This window comes from Rathayibacter caricis DSM 15933, from assembly GCF_003044275.1.
In the GTDB taxonomy this organism is placed as follows: domain Bacteria; phylum Actinomycetota; class Actinomycetes; order Actinomycetales; family Microbacteriaceae; genus Rathayibacter; species Rathayibacter caricis.
Genome location: NZ_PZPL01000001.1, coordinates 930,278 through 944,817 on the forward strand (window position 1 = coordinate 930,278; position 14,540 = coordinate 944,817).

The window sequence follows — 14,540 nt, forward strand, 5'->3', positions numbered from 1 at the left end:
GAGACGAGACCGATGCCCGACCGCCGCCCGCCCCGTGCCAGCAGGAGCGACCCCCGATGATGCTCGGGATCGCGGTGATCGTGGCCGTGGCGGTCCTCGTCGCGGTGGCCGTGTTCGCGCGCCGCCTCGGCGTCGCCGCTCCGATCGTCCTGGTGCTCGCCGGAGTCGGCCTCTCGTACCTGCCCGGGGTGCCGGAGGTCGTCGTGCCGCACGAGTGGGTGCTCGACGGAGTCCTGCCACCGCTGCTCTACGCCGCCGCCATCAGCGTCCCGTTCATCGACTTCCGGCGGAACCTGACGACGATCACCGGCCTCTCCGTCGTGCTGGTCGCGATCTCGGCGGCCGGGGTCGGGGCGCTCCTCTTCGTCCTGCTGCCCGAGCTGGGCCTCGCGCTCGCCATCGCGGTGGGAGCGATCATCAGCCCGCCCGACGCCGTCGCGGCCACCTCGGTCGGCCGGCGCCTCGGCCTGCCCCCGCGGCTGCTCACGCTGCTCGAGGGCGAGGGCCTGATCAACGACGCGACCGCCCTCGTCCTGCTGCGCTCGGCCCTCGCCGCCGCGGCCGGCACGCTCGCGACTCCGTGGGCCGCGGTGGGCGACTTCCTCTACGCGGTGGCCGTCGCGGTCGTCGTCGGCCTCGTGGCGAGCATCCTCACCGTCTTCGTGCGCTCGCGCCTCGAGGACCCGGTGCTCAACACCGTCGTCTCGTTCACCGTGCCGTTCGTCGCCTTCATCCCGGCCGAGGGCCTGGGCGCCTCGGGGGTGCTCGCGGTGGTGGTGGCGGGCCTGCACACCGGGCACGCCTCCTCCCGCGCCTTCACCGCGCAGTCGCGGGTCAACGACCGCATCAACTGGCGCACGGTGCAGTTCCTGCTCGAGAACGGCGTGTTCCTGCTGATCGGGCTCGAGATCCGCAGTCTGATCCAGGATGCGGACGACGCCGCGCTCACGGTCCCCGCCGCTGTCGGCATCGGCCTGATCGCCACCGTCGGGCTCCTCGTCGTCCGCTTCCTCTGGGTCGGCCCGGTGCTCCTCGGCGAGCGCTGGCAGACCCGGCGGGCGGAACGGCGCGCCCGCGAGCAGAAGGCGGTGCTCGAGCAGGCCGCCGAGCTCCCCCGCGAGGAGCGGACGAAGGCGCGCCGCCGCTACCAGCTGCGCCGCTCCGACTACCGCCACTTCAGCACCAGCGGCCTCGGCTGGCGGGGCGGCCTGGTGCTCGGCTGGTCCGGGATGCGCGGAGTCGTCACTCTCGCGGCCGCGCAGTCGCTGCCCGAGGACATCCCGTACCGCCCGCAGCTCGTGCTGATCGCCTTCACGGTCGCGGTGACGACGCTCCTCGTCCAGGGCAGCACGCTGCCCCTCGTGATCCGGGCGACCGGGATCCGCGGAGTGGACGAGCCGGAGGACCAGCGCTCTCTCGCGGGCCTGCTCGACGAGATCACCGAAAAGGGGCTGTCCGTCCTCGAGCGCCCGGGCGACGTCGTCGAGGGCGTGACGGAGGTGGACCCGGACGTCCTGGAGCGCGTCCGGCAGACGTCGTTCCTCCGCTCGGAGGCGGCGTGGGAGCGGGCCCGCGGCGGCGAGCGCGACGCGGCCGGCACTCCGCACCGCCTCTACCGCGCGCTGCGGCTGGCCGTGGTGACGGCCGAGCGCGAGGCTCTGCTCGACGCGCGCTCGCGGCGGGCCTACCCGCAGCGGATCCTCACGCAGGCGCAGTCGATGCTCGACCTCGAGGAGACGCGACTGCGGCTGCGGCGCGGCACGACGTCATGACGACCGCGCGTCAGGCTCCCGCGCGCGTCAGGATCGCCGTGACGAACAGCGCCGCCCACAGCGCCGCGCAGATCAGCAGCCGGATGTTGCCCAGCACGATGTCCTCGGGAGCCGACGCGCGGCCCTTCTCGATGTCGAGCGCGTAGAGGAACAGCGCGGCGCCGAACGGGACCATGGACGCCATCGACCACAGCGAGTCGTCGCCGTTGAGGAACAGCGACCAGAGCGCGTAGGTGATCATCGTCAGCGACGCGGCCACCGACCACACGAAGCGCAGGTACCCCGCCGTGTAGATCTTCAGCGTCGCCCGCGTGTGGCTCGCCTCCTTGCCCTCGCTCTGCAGCTTCTCGGAGTAGCGCTTGCCCGCGATCATGAACAGCGAGCCGGAGGAGATGGCCAGGAGGAACCACTGCGTGAGCGGGATGTCCGCGATCGCGGCGCCCGAGATGGCGCGCAGCACGAATCCGCCCGCCACGATCAGGATGTCGATCACCGGCTCGTGCTTGAGCCAGATGCAGTACGAGATCTGCATCACCAGGTAGGCGGCGAGCGTCGCGGCGAACCAGGTGTACCCGGCGAGGAACGTGAGCAGCGGCGGAGCGATCATCAGCACGAACGCGGCGATCCACGCGACGCGCACGGGCAGGGCTCCCGACGCGATGGCGCGGAACCGCTTCTTGGGGTGCAGCCGGTCGGACTCGATGTCGAGGAGGTCGTTGAGCATGTACCCGCCGGAGGAGGCGAGGCTGAAGGCCACGATGCCGATCACGCTCGCCAGCAGGACCTCGGGTTCGAGGATGCGCGCCGAGGCGATCGGGGCGGCGAGCACGAGGACGTTCTTGAGCCACTGCCTGGGGCGCATGGCGGCGACGAGTGCTCGAGCGGTACTCACGGCGTCGTTCCTCCGGGGTGGGTGGGGCGGCCGCACGGCGCGGACCGCCGCGGGATTTTCGCAAGGGGCGGTGCTCAACCTACAATCTCGGGTGTCGTCCTCGTCGTTCCGGCCCGGGCGGCGGCGGGGGACATCGACGATCGGCACGGAGGGACGCTCATGCGCACGGCCGTGCTGTACGTCGTGTTCGCCATCGTCGCCACCGCGGTCAACCTGGGCACCCAGATCCTCCTCGAGCACCTCCTCACCGGCGAGTGGGCGACCGTGATCGCCGTCCTCGCGGGCACCCTGACGGGGGTGGTCGCCAAGTACGTCCTCGACAAGCGCTGGATCTTCCGCCACGAGACCGTGAACGCGGCGCACGGCGTGAAGACCTTCTTCCTCTACGGCGTGATGAGCGGGGTCACGACCCTGATCTTCTGGGGCTTCGAGTTCGGCTTCGACGCCCTGTTCGGCACCGACGCCGCCCGCTACACCGGGGCCGTGATCGGCCTCGCCATCGGCTACGCCGCCAAGTACTTCCTCGACAAGAACGTCACCTTCCAGGGCCCGCGTGAGGAGCCAGCATGACCAGCACCGTCTCCTCCTGGGGCCTGCTCTCGCGCGACGAGCACCGCGTCGTCGCGATCACCAGCGTCGAGCAGGCGCAGGCCGCTCTCGCCCGCGGCGACGGCGGCATCGCCTACGGCCTCGGCCGCAGCTACGGCGACGTCGCGCTCAACGGCGGCGGGGTCGTCTGGGACTTCAGCGGCTTCGACCGCTTCCTCGCCTTCGACGACGAGACCGGGGTGCTCCGGGCCGAGCCCGGCGTCCTGCTGAAGGACGTGCAGTCCGTCTTCGCGCCGCGCGGCTGGATGCTCGCCGTCACTCCCGGCACCAAGAACGTGACCCTCGGCGGCGCGATCGCGAACGACGTGCACGGCAAGAACCACGCCTCCGCGGGCACGATCGGCCGCCACGTCGTCTCGTTCACGGTGCTGCGCAGCGACGGATCGACGACCCGCTGCTCCCCGGAGGAGAACGTCGAGCTCTTCGCGGCCACCATCGGCGGGCTCGGGCTCACCGGTCTGATCGTCGAGGTCGAGATCGCGCTGAAGCGGGTCCCGGGCCCGTGGATCGTTGCGGAGGACGTGCCGTTCCAGACCCTCGACGAGTACCTCGGCCTCGTGCACGAGTCGGTCGACGTCTTCGAGCAGACCGTGGCCTGGATCGACGTGACCACCCAGGGCGGCCGCCGCGGCGTCTACACGCGCGGCGACGCGACCGCCGCTCCCGAGCTGCCGGAGGCGCGCGGACGCGGCCTGCGCGTGCCGTTCGCGTTCCCCGCGTCGGTCGTGAACCGCGCCACCCTGCCCCTGCTGAACCGCGCCTACTACCGCCTGAAGGCGACCGGGGCAGGCCGCTCCGTGCAGCACTACGAGCAGTTCTACTACCCGCTCGACGCGATCGAGGGCTGGAACAGCATGTACGGCCCCCGCGGCTTCTACCAGTACCAGAGCGTCGTGCCGTGGGAGGGAGCGCTCGAGGTCACCCGCGAGATGCTGGCGCTGATCGCCGCGTCCGGCACCGGCTCGTTCCTCGGCGTGCTGAAGACCTTCGGCTCGCTGGAGTCGCCGGGGCTGCTGAGCTTCCCCGCGCCCGGCGTCTGCTTCGCGCTCGACTTCCCCAACGACGCGGCGGCCCTGCCGCTGTTCGAGCGGCTGGACGCCCTGGTCCTGGCCGCGGGCGGGCGCCTGTACCCCGCCAAGGACGCGCGCATGCCGCGCGAGATGTTCGAGGCCGGATACCCGCGCCTCGCCGAATTCACCCTTCAGCGCGACCCGGGGATCTCCTCCGGCTTCTCGCGCCGAGTCCTCGGGAGCTGACGTGACCAACCACCCTTCGAAGATCGTCGTCGTCGGAGCGACCTCGGCCATCGCCGAGCACACCCTCCGTCTCTGGCTGGGCACGGGCGCGCGCCAGGCGCTGCTCGTCGGCCGCGACCAGGCCCGGCTCGAGGCCCTCGCGACCGACCTCCGCGTGCGCTTCCCCACCGCGACGCTGTCGGTGTCGGCGGTCGACCTGACCGACCCGGCCGCGATCTCCTCCGTCGTCGCGACCTCGCTCGAGGGCGGGGCGCCCGACACGGTGCTCATCGCCCACGGCGCGATGACGTCGCAGGAGGAGGCCTCGGCCGACCTCGCCGTCGCCCGCGACGTGCTCGTGGTCACCGGCGTCTCGGTGGCGCTGTGGATGGAGGCGTACGCGAACGCGCTGACGTCCGGCACCATCGGCGTGATCGGGTCGGTCGCCGGCGACCGCGGGCGCAAGACCAACTACGTCTACGGCTCGGCCAAGGGTCTCGTCGAGCGCTTCGCCCAGGGTCTCCAGCACCGTCTGGCCGGCTCGCGCCTCTCGGTCGTGCTGATCAAGCCCGGCCCGACCGACACCCCGATGACCGCGCACATCAAGCAGTCCGGCGGCTCGCTCGCGTCGGTGGAGTCGGTGGCGAAGGATGTCGCCGCCGCGATGGCCTCGGGCCGCGCGGTCGCGTACGCGCCGGTGAAGTGGCGCGTGATCATGACGGTGATCAAGGCGCTGCCGGCGCCGGTGTTCAACAAGCTGAACATCTAGGGCCTGTCGTCGATGCGGCGCACCTCGCTCCGGCGGGGTGCGCCGTTCGTGCGCTTGCACCCGTGAAATTGTTCACGGTAACATCGGCCGATTCCTCCCCTCGGCTCACGAAGGACACCCATGCGCCCCTCCTCGAACCGCGGTCCGGACTCCTCCCCCGGGAACGGTGTCGTGACGCACCGGGCCGCCGCGTGAGCGCGACCGCGCGAGGCGCGACCTCGCGAGGCGCGACCGCGGAGGAGGACCGCCTCGATCAGCTGCGCCGGGGAGCGTCCACGGACGACGCCCGACGAGCGGCCGTCGAGCTGCTCATCGCCACCGGTCTGGTGCGGGAGGAGCACCCGTGGGTGCTGCACGACTCCGGAACCTGGTGGATCGACTTCGACCGGGCGACCGAGGCCGTCGACGCCCTGACCGTCGAGCACGAGAAGTGGGGGCTGACCCCCTCCCTCCTGAGCGTGCTCGAGATGGCGGCCTCGCTGGCCGACGGACTCACCGTGCACCTGCGCCACGTGCTGCCCGAGCTCGACGACGAGCACACGTCGCTGGTGATGGCCGCGATCGCGGAGGCCGCCGGCCACCCGGACGCGGAGCCCCCTCAGGCCTGATCGGCCCTCCGGCGCCGCCACCACCGGCGCGGGCGCTCCGTCTCGGTCTGGATCGCAGGACGGGCGCGCTCGGCGCGGCGCTCGCGCCAGCGCACGAGCTCGACGTCGACGTCGCGGAGCGGCGTCACCACGGGCGGGCCGCCGAGGAGCTGCCGCCGCGCCTCGACGACGCGGGCGTTGAACTCCTCGAGGTGCGTGCGCACCTCCGATTCGCGGTGCAGGCGGTCGAGCCGCTCGTCGAGCTGCCGGTCCTCGGCACGGAGGAGGAACGCGACCGGGCCGATGCCCGTGAGGTTCTCGCGCTCGATCTTGCGGCGGATCCACCAGTCGGGGTCGTGGCTGCCGTTCAGCCCCTCCAGGGGCTTGCCGGCGCCGGGGAGGTCGTCGAAGTCGCCGCGGCGGATCGCCTGCTGGATCGTCGTCTCGATGAACGCGGCCCGCTCGGCGGGATCCTCCGGGATCGTCGCCTCGGTCGCGTCGGAGGTGTCGGGCGAGGGGTCGCCGGCGGAGCGCTTCGCCAGGTAGCGCGCGGCGTGGTTCTTGGCGTCGGACATCGGGTCACCTCCGTCCCTCCAGGCTAGGTCGGGCTCCGCGGAGGGGTCGATCCCCCTCTCGAGCGCTCAGCGACCACTCGGGATGCGCTCGGCGGACCGGAACGGACGTACTCTCGGATCCCCTCCTGATGGGGGACCTGCAGGGGGATCGCTGCGATCTACGCTCGGCGCATGCCTCATCGCAGCGCCGCGATCGCCTCCGTCCCGCACCTCCGCACCGTCGTCTCCCGCGCTCGACAGCGTGCCGTGGCGGAGATCCTGGCGCACCTCGTCGTCGCGCTGGCGTTCGCGTCGGTGCTGCTGCTAGCGGTGTCGGCGAGCTTCGCCGGGCTGCTGCCCGCGCCCACTCCGGTACCCGCCTTCGAGGCCTGGTCGCTGATGCGCACGTCGGCGACGCTGCAGATCGGAGTCGGCGTGCTCGCCACCGCGCTGGCCGCGCTCGCGAAGGCGGCCGGCTGCGGCTCCCACCCCGACCGCTGGTGCATCGTCGCGGCGCTCAGCGCGGCCGGCGGCGCCCTGCTGCTGGTGGCCCCTCCGGTCTGAGCCGCTCGGCTCCTCGGCACCCTGGGATCGCGGCGAGTCCTCAAGAGTTGTCGTACTCGGCGCTCGAGTACGACAACTCTTGGAGAGTCGCCACGGCTCCGCTCCGTGAAGTCCGTCGAGGCGTCCTCGAGCCGTCGAGACGTCCAGATGCAGCGGGTCGTCTCAACGGCAGCAGGACGCCTCGCCGGCAGCGGGACGCCTCGCCGACGCGGAGGCACGACGCCCGCAGACCTAGGCCGGCGCGCCGATCGTCGAGTCCTCGTAGTCCTCGGTGAGGCCGTGCGGCGTCTTCTCCCACTTGTGCGGGCTGAACACGATCTGCCAAGCCGCGCGCCAGGCCGAGATCGAGTGCAGCACCCAGTAGACGGGGTTCAGCAGCGCGAACGCCGCGACCCGCCAGTTGTAGCGCTTCCAGGCCGCGAGACCCGAAACCACGATCATCAGCGCGTTCGAGAACAGCATGTTCGTCGTGCCGGCGATGATCAGCCACTCCGGGATGTCGAGCCCGATGAACTGCACCCCGATGTAGGTGATGACCGTGAAGCCCAGCACGAGCGGGTAGAGCAGGAACGCGACGGGCGTGCCCATGATCAGCGCCACCAGGCTCAGCGAGCCGAGGATCCCGTTCACGCGGAACCAGCGGATCGGGTGCCGCGTGTTCACGCCGGCGGTCATCATGTAGCCCTTGATCCAGCGAGTGCGCTGCTTGATCCACGCGGGGACCTCGGCGCACGCCTCCTCCCACGTGTTGGAGTCGACGACTCCCACGCGGTAGCCGTGCGCGGCCACACGGAGCCCGAGATCCGCGTCCTCGGTCACGTTGTAGGGGTCCCACGCGCCGAGCTCGCGCAGCACGCGGGTGTCGAAGTGGTTCGAGGTGCCGCCCAGCGGGATCGGCAGGTGCGACTGGTCCAGGCCCGGCAGCATCGCGCCGAACCAGTGCGCGTACTCGACCGCGAACATGCGGGTGAGCACGTTGTAGTCGGCGTTGAAGTAGCTCAGCGCGCCCTGGAGGCAGACGAGCTGCTTCTGCGACGGATCGACGTGCTCGCGCTCGAAGGCGTCCTCGCGGAACAGCCGCACGCACTTGCGCAGCTGGTCGGGGTCGGGACGGTCCTCGGCGTCGTAGATCACGACGAACTCGCCGCGGGCGAAGCTGAGCCCGTAGTTGCAGGCGCGGGGCTTGGTCTGCGGGCCGCCCGGCGGCACGATCACCATGCGGACGTACTCCGGCGGGCTCATCCGGCGCACGGCCGAGATGGTCTCGTCGTCGTCGGCCTCGAGCAGCACGAGCACCTCGAGCTTGGCCTTGGGGTAGTCGAGGGCGCCGATGTTCACCAGCAGCTTGCTGATGATGTTCGCCTCCTTGTAGGCGGGGATGAGGATCGTGTAGATCGGCAGCTCGTCGTCGGTCATGCGCGGAGGGTCGACCACGAGACCGCGGCGGCCGCGCTCGATCGCGACCTCCTCCTCCCACGCCTTCACCGAGCTCTGGTTGAGCGGTGCGCGCAGGCCGGCCAGCGCCTTGAAGGCGATGTTCATCAGGAACAACAGGTTCGCTCCGGCGAGCACGATCACGAAGGTGATGCTGGGCGCCAGCACCGCGCCCGCGACGACCAGGGCGGCCACGACGAGCGGAGTGACGACCTGCCAGCGGCGCAGCCCCGACTTGGCCGATTCGTCGCCGCTGTGCACCGCGAGCGCGTCGGCCGCGCCGAACAGCAGCGCGGCACGGCACGCGTTCTCGACCGCCATGAAGATGTCCCAGTCGGTGGTGGTGCGCACCTCGATCCGCTCGACGCCCATCAGCGCGCGGGCGGTCGCGAGGACCTCGTCGGTCGGCGGGACGGACGTGGCGATCACTCCGGTGCCGTCGGGCAGCACCCGCCAGGGCACCCAGCCCGCCTCGACGAGGTTCGGCGCGCCGATGCCGGCGAGCACGACCCCCTCCGGCGGCTCCTCGACCAGGTCGATCAGCGGCGCGTCCCACTGCTGGGCGAGGGCGCCGTACATCTCGCGCCGGGTGACGGCCCCGTCGATGACGAGGTGCCGCCCGATCAGCCCGCCCTCGCGGGCCTGACGGGCGAGAGCGGCGTCGAGCTGCTCCGGAGTGATGAGTCCGCGCTCGACGAGGATCTCCCCGATGCGCGCCGTGACAGCGGCCATGGTCAGCCTCCCAGCCGTTCGTAGACGACGTAGATGCCCTGCTGGAACACCGGGCGGTAGCGGGTGTCGAAGGACGGATCGCTCGTGATCGCGTCGTAGACGAGGTCGGCGACGCCGGTCTCGGACAGCTCGGGGGCGTCGGCGGTGGTGACGAAGACCCACTTCGCGTGCGTGTACGGGGCCGCGAGGGCCTCGTCGAACAGCTCGCCCGCCGAGCGGTTGAAGTACTCCGAGATCGGCACCCCGATCTCGGGCAGCAGCGCGTTGCCGGCGGCGCTCTCGTCCATCAGGATCCCGCCGCCGTCGTAGTTCTCGCCGAGGAACCGGGCCGCGGCGGTCGCTCCGGTGCCCGCCTTGATCTCGACGTAGCCGGTCGCCTCGGCGATGACGGCGTTGCGGTCGAGGTCCTGCGCCCACCAGGCGGTCTGCGCGCCGAGCAGCACGAGCACGAGGCCCAGGGCACCGGCTCCGACGCGCGGGACGCGGCGCAGCGCGTCGACGAGCACGGCCGCGAGCACCGCCAGGAACGGCAGCACCGACAGGGCGTAGCGGTTGTTCCACCAGTTGGTGGGGAAGGTCTGGTCGTTGTTCATGTGCGTCTGGCCGAGGTAGAGGCTCAGGAGCGAGAACGCGTACGAGACGATCATCAGCCAGATCACGAGGGCGTCGTCCGAGATGCCGCGGCGCCAGGCCAGCACGAGCGCGCCCGCGATGCCCAGGGCCACCGTCAGCAGGCCGGAGGTCTCGAGCACGGCCCAGTTGTACGACCAGAGCGTGAGCCCTGCGTTGCCCTGGTAGGCCAGCAGCCCCGCGTCCGCGACCGCCTTCTGCAGGTTCGCGGCCGAGTACTGCCCGTTCATGAACTCGAGTGGGTTGCTGTAGACGGCGTAGTTGTAGACCAGCCACCAGAGGATCGCGATCAGCGGCAGGATCCCGAAGGCGCAGGCCATCTTGACGGCGTAGAACAGGGACTTCTTCTTGCGCCACGCGACGATCAGCACGACGAGCGTGCCGCCGAACACGAGCACCCAGCCCTCGTAGCGCGAGAGCGTGGCCGCCGCGGCGGGCAGGCCCGAGAACACCATCATCTCGCCGGCGCTGAGGTTGCGGCGGCTGGTCACCCAGTGCGCGAGACCCGAGAAGCAGCCGACCATCGTGACGATGAGCACCGGCTCCGTCATCGCGGTCGAGAACGCGTAGAGCACGCCCGGGTTCGCGAGCACGAGCAGCACGGCGGTGAGGCGGCCGGCGCGGAGGTGCCCCACGCGCGCCGAGATCCGGTAGACGCCGCAGGCGGTTCCGGCCAGGCAGATCATGCCCAGCAGCCCCGCCGCCCAACCGGTGTGCCAGAGCCAGAGCGACTGCACGAACGGGATGAGGATCAGGCTCGGCACCGGCAGCCACACGGTGCCCAGCTGCGAGAACCCGGGCGCCTTCGAGTCGAAGATGCGCCGCGAGATCGAGAGGTGGCTCTGCGTGTCGGCGTAGGCGAGGTTGATCCCGGAGGAGGTCGTCACCAGGCACGCCGCGAACCCGACGATCAGCGCCGCGACGAGCACGACGACGGTGCCGGGGACCTGGCGGCCCGTGACGGGCTGCCCGAGGCGGTCCCACGCCTCCCGCCACCACCTGCGGGCGGCGGGCGCGGCGGGCTGCGCCGCCTGCTCCGTCAGCGTGCTCGTCATGGGCGGATCAGTCGGCGGAGGGGGTGCGCGGGACCTCGGCGGCGTGCTGGCCGTGCGTCGGCTCCTCCGCCGCGCGCTCCTGCGCGTCGACGTAGGCGGCGACCTTGCGGCTGCGGCGACGGCGGGCGAGCCAGCCGAGCAGGATCAGCAGTCCGATGACGACCGCCGCGACCAGGAACCAGATCGCGTACGACGAGTAGTCGTCCTTGACCTCCTCCTGCGGCGTGATCTCGTTGCTGTCGATCGCGACGGGGTCGGCGGCCGTCGATCCCGAGACCGCCAGGTTGCCGGGCAGCGCGAGCCAGCCCTCCTCGGCCGCCCAGCCGGCGACCGAGGCCTGCAAGACGGAGGAGGCGGTCGGGTCGCCGTCGGGGCTCCAGCCGCCGAGCAGCACCACGTCGCGGCCGTCGGTGGTGAAGGCCTCGAGCGCCGCGTAGGGAGCGTCGGTGCCGACGCCGTAGGTCAGGCGCGAGCTCTCGATCGCGGTGAAGGGGGCGAGGCGCAGCGGCGTGCGCAGCTCCTCCGCCTCGTCGGTGCCCGCGCCGACGACCAGGCCGGAGCGGTCGGAGCCGACGAAGTCGTCGATCCCGACGACCGACACCGCGAGCGGGTCGGGCTGCACGCGCTGCAGGGCCGCGACCAGGTCGCCCGCGCTGCGCAGCGCATCCGCTCCGGTCGCGGACTCGCCGAACGCCACGGCGAGCTCGCCGCCGAACGCCTGCGGAAAGCGGCCGAAGCCGGGAGCCGCGGACTCGCCGCGGACGCCGGTCACGGTCGAGCCGGCGCCGTCGAGGAAGAGCTCGATCGGCACGGAGTCGGCCGAGCCGATGCAGAGGCCGTCGCTCCCGCGCACGGCCGAGAGCCGCACCGACAGGCCGTTCGAGGACGCGAGCTGGCCGGTCGGGACCGAGAGCTCCATGTCGACGGCGGTCTCGGCGCCGAGCACGCTCGAGCCGATCAGGAAGTCGTTCCAGTAGACGTTCGCGGTGGCGGTGACGCCCTCGGGGATCGCGGAGTGGGTGCCGACGAGGTCGAGGTCGATCGAGGAGACCGGGCCGCCGAACGCCGACTGGGTGATGGTCGTGTAGCTCGCGGCGGTGCCGCCGCTGCCCAGTGCCACGCGGTCGGCGCCGAAGTCGGCGAGGGTGCGCTCGAGCGAGCTCGACGGGATCACCTTCTGGGCGAGGCCCGTGGTGGTCGCGCTCGAGGCGAGGCCCGCGTACTCGCTGCCGAGGGCCGCTCCGGCGGCGGCGAGGTCCGCCTCCGCTCCGGTGAGCACGAGCGCCGGGACGCCCGCCTCGTCGCCGAGAGCGGTGACGACGTCGCCGTCGCCCGCCTCGAAGCGCACGACGCGGCCCTGGGCTGCGTCGAGGTCGGGGCGGCCGTCGGTCGCGCTCTCCTCCGAGACCGTGATCGCGGTGCCGGAGGGGTAGCGCGCGGCGAGCGAGGCGGCTGCCGAGAGACCGGCGGCGCGCAGGTCGTCGCTCGCGTCGTCCGGCACCACGATCGAGACGGCGGTGACGGCGTCGGCGAAGAAGTCGCCGACGGTCGTGGGGGCGGCGGGAGCGCCCTCGGTGACGACTCCGAGGCCCGAGACGATCAGCGAGCGGCCCTGCACCTCGCAGAGCGCGCCGGTGGACCCGGTCGCCCCGGTCAGCTGGAAGCCGATCGCCAGAACGCCGTCGACGACGTCGGCCGGCCCCACCGGGATGTCGAGGGTCGACGCGGTGGCCGCGTCGAGGGTCAGCACGGTGCGCCCGGAGACGACGACCGCGAGCGAGCCGGTGAGCGGCTCCTGCGCCTCGAGGGCGCCGAGGACGCGGGTGGGAGTGACGCCGTCGGCGATCGGGAGGGTCAGGTACTGCAGCGGCGCACCCGCGGTCACCGTGAGGGCCGCGTCGGTCGCGGCGGCCTGCACGACGGCCCCGGTCACCGGATCGACGAAGTCGGCGGCCGCGGCCGTCGACGCGGTTCCGAAGGCGAGGGCCACGGCGAGCGCCGGAGCGACGGTGGAGACGAGCGCGCGACGGCGCAGGGAGGAGGAGAGCATCTGGGGTCGACGGTCCGATCGGCATTCGGGAGCCCGGAGCGTCCCGGGTTCGAGGATGGAGAGTCGAACGGTCGTGCTCAGGCCTCGGCGAGTGCCGTGGAGACGGCTGTCTAACGGCCCGTTCTGGGGTCAGTCTAGGGAGTTGACCGAAGCCGATCCGAGGTGGTCACGATGCGCTGCCGCCCCCCGTTGGAGTGGCACGACAGGGCCTTCGCGCAGGGTGCATGCTGAGCGCACGGTGTCGCGCGCGCGGGCGCGGATCGTATGCCGACGAAGCCTCGCGCACATCGGCCCCCATGGGGAGGTTGCGGCGTCGTGCCGCGCGGCACGACCGTGAGCCATGCCCCTTCTCACCGCTGTGACCGCCGAGATCACCCGCCGCGGTCTCTTCGCCGCGCCCCTCGGCACGACCCTCGCCGCCTCCTCCCCCTCCGACCCCGTCCTCCACTCCGAGATCGCCGCGCCCTACGGCGTCGCCGGACTCGACGCCGACGCCCTCGTCCCCCTCGCGCAGCTGCCGGAGTCGGTGCGAACGTCCTCCGGCGAGCGCCCGGTCGCCAAGGGCGAGCTGGTCTACAACGTGCAGGACTACGGAGCGACCGGCGACGGCACGACCGACGACCTCCCCGCCATCGACGCCGCGATCGACGCGGCCGTCGCCACCTACGGCGGGGTCGTCTACTTCCCCCGCGGCATCTACCGCATCGCCGGATCGATCGGACGCGCGAGCGGCCTCGCGAGCATCGCGTTCCGCGGCGCCGGAGAGCTGTCGACCCGCATCCGCTCGCTCACGGACGCGCCCGTGGTCACCGGCGCGTTCTCGGCCTGCCGCTTCGAGAACCTCATCCTCGACGCGAACGGCCTGGGCTCGCCGTGCATCTCGGCGCACCTCGACAAGACGGTGCTCGACTCGCTGCAGCTCTACGGCTGGACCGGCTACGGCATGCGCCTGAACGACGGCACGTTCGGCGACCTGGGGCTGCTGAACCGCATCCAGCGCTGCAGCATCGACCAGTGCACGGGCATCGGCATCTGGGCGAGCTACCGGATGATCGACTCCTGGATCGTCGAGAACAACATCGGCGCCAGCTACGCCGACATCTCGGTCGAGGGCGGCCCGCTCCGGATCCTCGGCAACCACCTCGACGGCTCACCGCAGATCAACATCGAGCTGCGCGGCAACCGCCGCATCACCATCGCGAACAACATCATGGAGGGCGCGCGCAAGCAGTCGCTCGTCTACACGATGCCGCCGTGGCTGACGGAGGATCTGGCGCAGATCCAGATCGTGGGCAACGCGATCAGCAACGGCGGCAAGGCCGCGGCGAACACCTACGCCGCCATCTCGATCCTCGGAGTCTCGCCGACCGCCCGCACCGCGGGCTTCTCGATCACCGGCAACATCTTCGCCTGCGAGGACGCGGGCGCCGGCTGGACGCACTGCGTCGAGGCGCTGAACGCCCGCGCCGTGTCGGTGCTCGGCAACCAGTGGGCGACGGGGCACATGAACGCCAAGCCGGTGCGAGCCGTGGGCAGCACGGCGTACGAGGTGATCGGGAACCACGGCGACAACGCGGTGAAGACGACGTGAGCGCGCTGCAGAACCTCGGCTGAGGGTGGGGGATGACGGCTGACAGCGGTCATCCCCTCCTCTCAG

At 71.8% G+C, this 14,540-nt stretch carries 12 protein-coding genes; 7 read left to right on the forward strand and 5 right to left on the reverse strand.

Annotated elements, in window-relative coordinates; genetic code table 11:
- Positions 1-56: 56 nt before the first annotated feature.
- Positions 57-1,772 (forward strand): cation:proton antiporter, encoded by a 1,716-nt coding sequence (locus C1I63_RS04305; RefSeq protein ID WP_107573908.1) that lies wholly within the window; start codon positions 57-59, stop codon positions 1,770-1,772.
- A gap of 10 nt (positions 1,773-1,782) precedes the next feature.
- Here the strand turns inward: C1I63_RS04305 and C1I63_RS04310 are convergent, their stop codons facing one another.
- On the reverse strand, positions 1,783-2,904 hold the full coding sequence (locus C1I63_RS04310; RefSeq protein WP_107573909.1) for a decaprenyl-phosphate phosphoribosyltransferase: 1,122 nt from the start codon (positions 2,902-2,904) through the stop codon (positions 1,783-1,785).
- Here C1I63_RS04310 and C1I63_RS04315 point away from each other — a divergent pair.
- From C1I63_RS04315 to C1I63_RS04330, 4 genes are all read left to right on the forward strand, one after another.
- Entirely contained in the window at positions 2,824-3,234 is a 411-nt protein-coding gene (locus C1I63_RS04315) for a GtrA family protein (RefSeq protein ID WP_055794048.1), read from the forward strand. The two genes, C1I63_RS04310 and C1I63_RS04315, sit on opposite strands and share 81 nt — an antisense overlap.
- A complete protein-coding gene (locus tag C1I63_RS04320; protein ID WP_107573910.1) occupies positions 3,231-4,529 on the forward strand; it encodes an FAD-binding oxidoreductase in 1,299 nt (432 codons plus the stop codon). Before C1I63_RS04315 ends, C1I63_RS04320 begins: the two co-directional genes overlap by 4 nt.
- 1 nt (position 4,530) lies before the next feature.
- Positions 4,531-5,277 carry an SDR family NAD(P)-dependent oxidoreductase gene (locus C1I63_RS04325; RefSeq protein WP_107573911.1) on the forward strand — a complete coding sequence of 249 codons (747 nt, stop codon included), beginning with the start codon at positions 4,531-4,533 and terminating at the stop codon, positions 5,275-5,277.
- Between the two features lie 191 nt (positions 5,278-5,468).
- Complete coding sequence (locus tag C1I63_RS04330) at positions 5,469-5,885, forward strand: hypothetical protein (protein WP_107573912.1); 417 nt, start codon at positions 5,469-5,471, stop codon at positions 5,883-5,885.
- Here C1I63_RS04330 and C1I63_RS04335 read toward each other — a convergent pair.
- Positions 5,876-6,439, reverse strand: coding sequence for a DnaJ family domain-containing protein (locus tag C1I63_RS04335; RefSeq protein ID WP_107573913.1), 564 nt, complete (start codon positions 6,437-6,439; stop codon positions 5,876-5,878). The two genes, C1I63_RS04330 and C1I63_RS04335, sit on opposite strands and share 10 nt — an antisense overlap.
- Positions 6,440-6,610: 171 nt before the next feature.
- Between C1I63_RS04335 and C1I63_RS04340 the strand changes: the two genes are divergently transcribed.
- Positions 6,611-6,982 (forward strand): hypothetical protein, encoded by a 372-nt coding sequence (locus C1I63_RS04340; RefSeq protein ID WP_055794043.1) that lies wholly within the window; start codon positions 6,611-6,613, stop codon positions 6,980-6,982.
- A 231-nt stretch (positions 6,983-7,213) separates the two neighbouring features.
- On the opposite strand, the gene C1I63_RS04345 is transcribed toward C1I63_RS04340, so the two are convergent.
- The 3 genes from C1I63_RS04345 to C1I63_RS04355 are packed head-to-tail and all read right to left on the reverse strand — an operon-like array spanning position 7,214 to position 12,883.
- Complete coding sequence (locus C1I63_RS04345) at positions 7,214-9,148, reverse strand: glycosyltransferase (RefSeq protein ID WP_107573914.1); 1,935 nt, start codon at positions 9,146-9,148, stop codon at positions 7,214-7,216.
- 2 nt (positions 9,149-9,150) lie between these two features.
- The gene (locus tag C1I63_RS19365; RefSeq protein ID WP_146168363.1) at positions 9,151-10,833 is read right to left on the reverse strand and encodes an ArnT family glycosyltransferase; all 1,683 of its coding nucleotides are present in this window, start codon (positions 10,831-10,833) and stop codon (positions 9,151-9,153) included.
- A gap of 7 nt (positions 10,834-10,840) precedes the next feature.
- Entirely contained in the window at positions 10,841-12,883 is a 2,043-nt protein-coding gene (locus C1I63_RS04355) for a hypothetical protein (RefSeq protein WP_107573915.1), read from the reverse strand.
- 340 nt (positions 12,884-13,223) lie between these two features.
- Between C1I63_RS04355 and C1I63_RS04360 the strand changes: the two genes are divergently transcribed.
- Complete coding sequence (locus C1I63_RS04360) at positions 13,224-14,474, forward strand: glycosyl hydrolase family 28-related protein (protein ID WP_107573916.1); 1,251 nt, start codon at positions 13,224-13,226, stop codon at positions 14,472-14,474.
- Positions 14,475-14,540 lie beyond the last annotated feature (66 nt).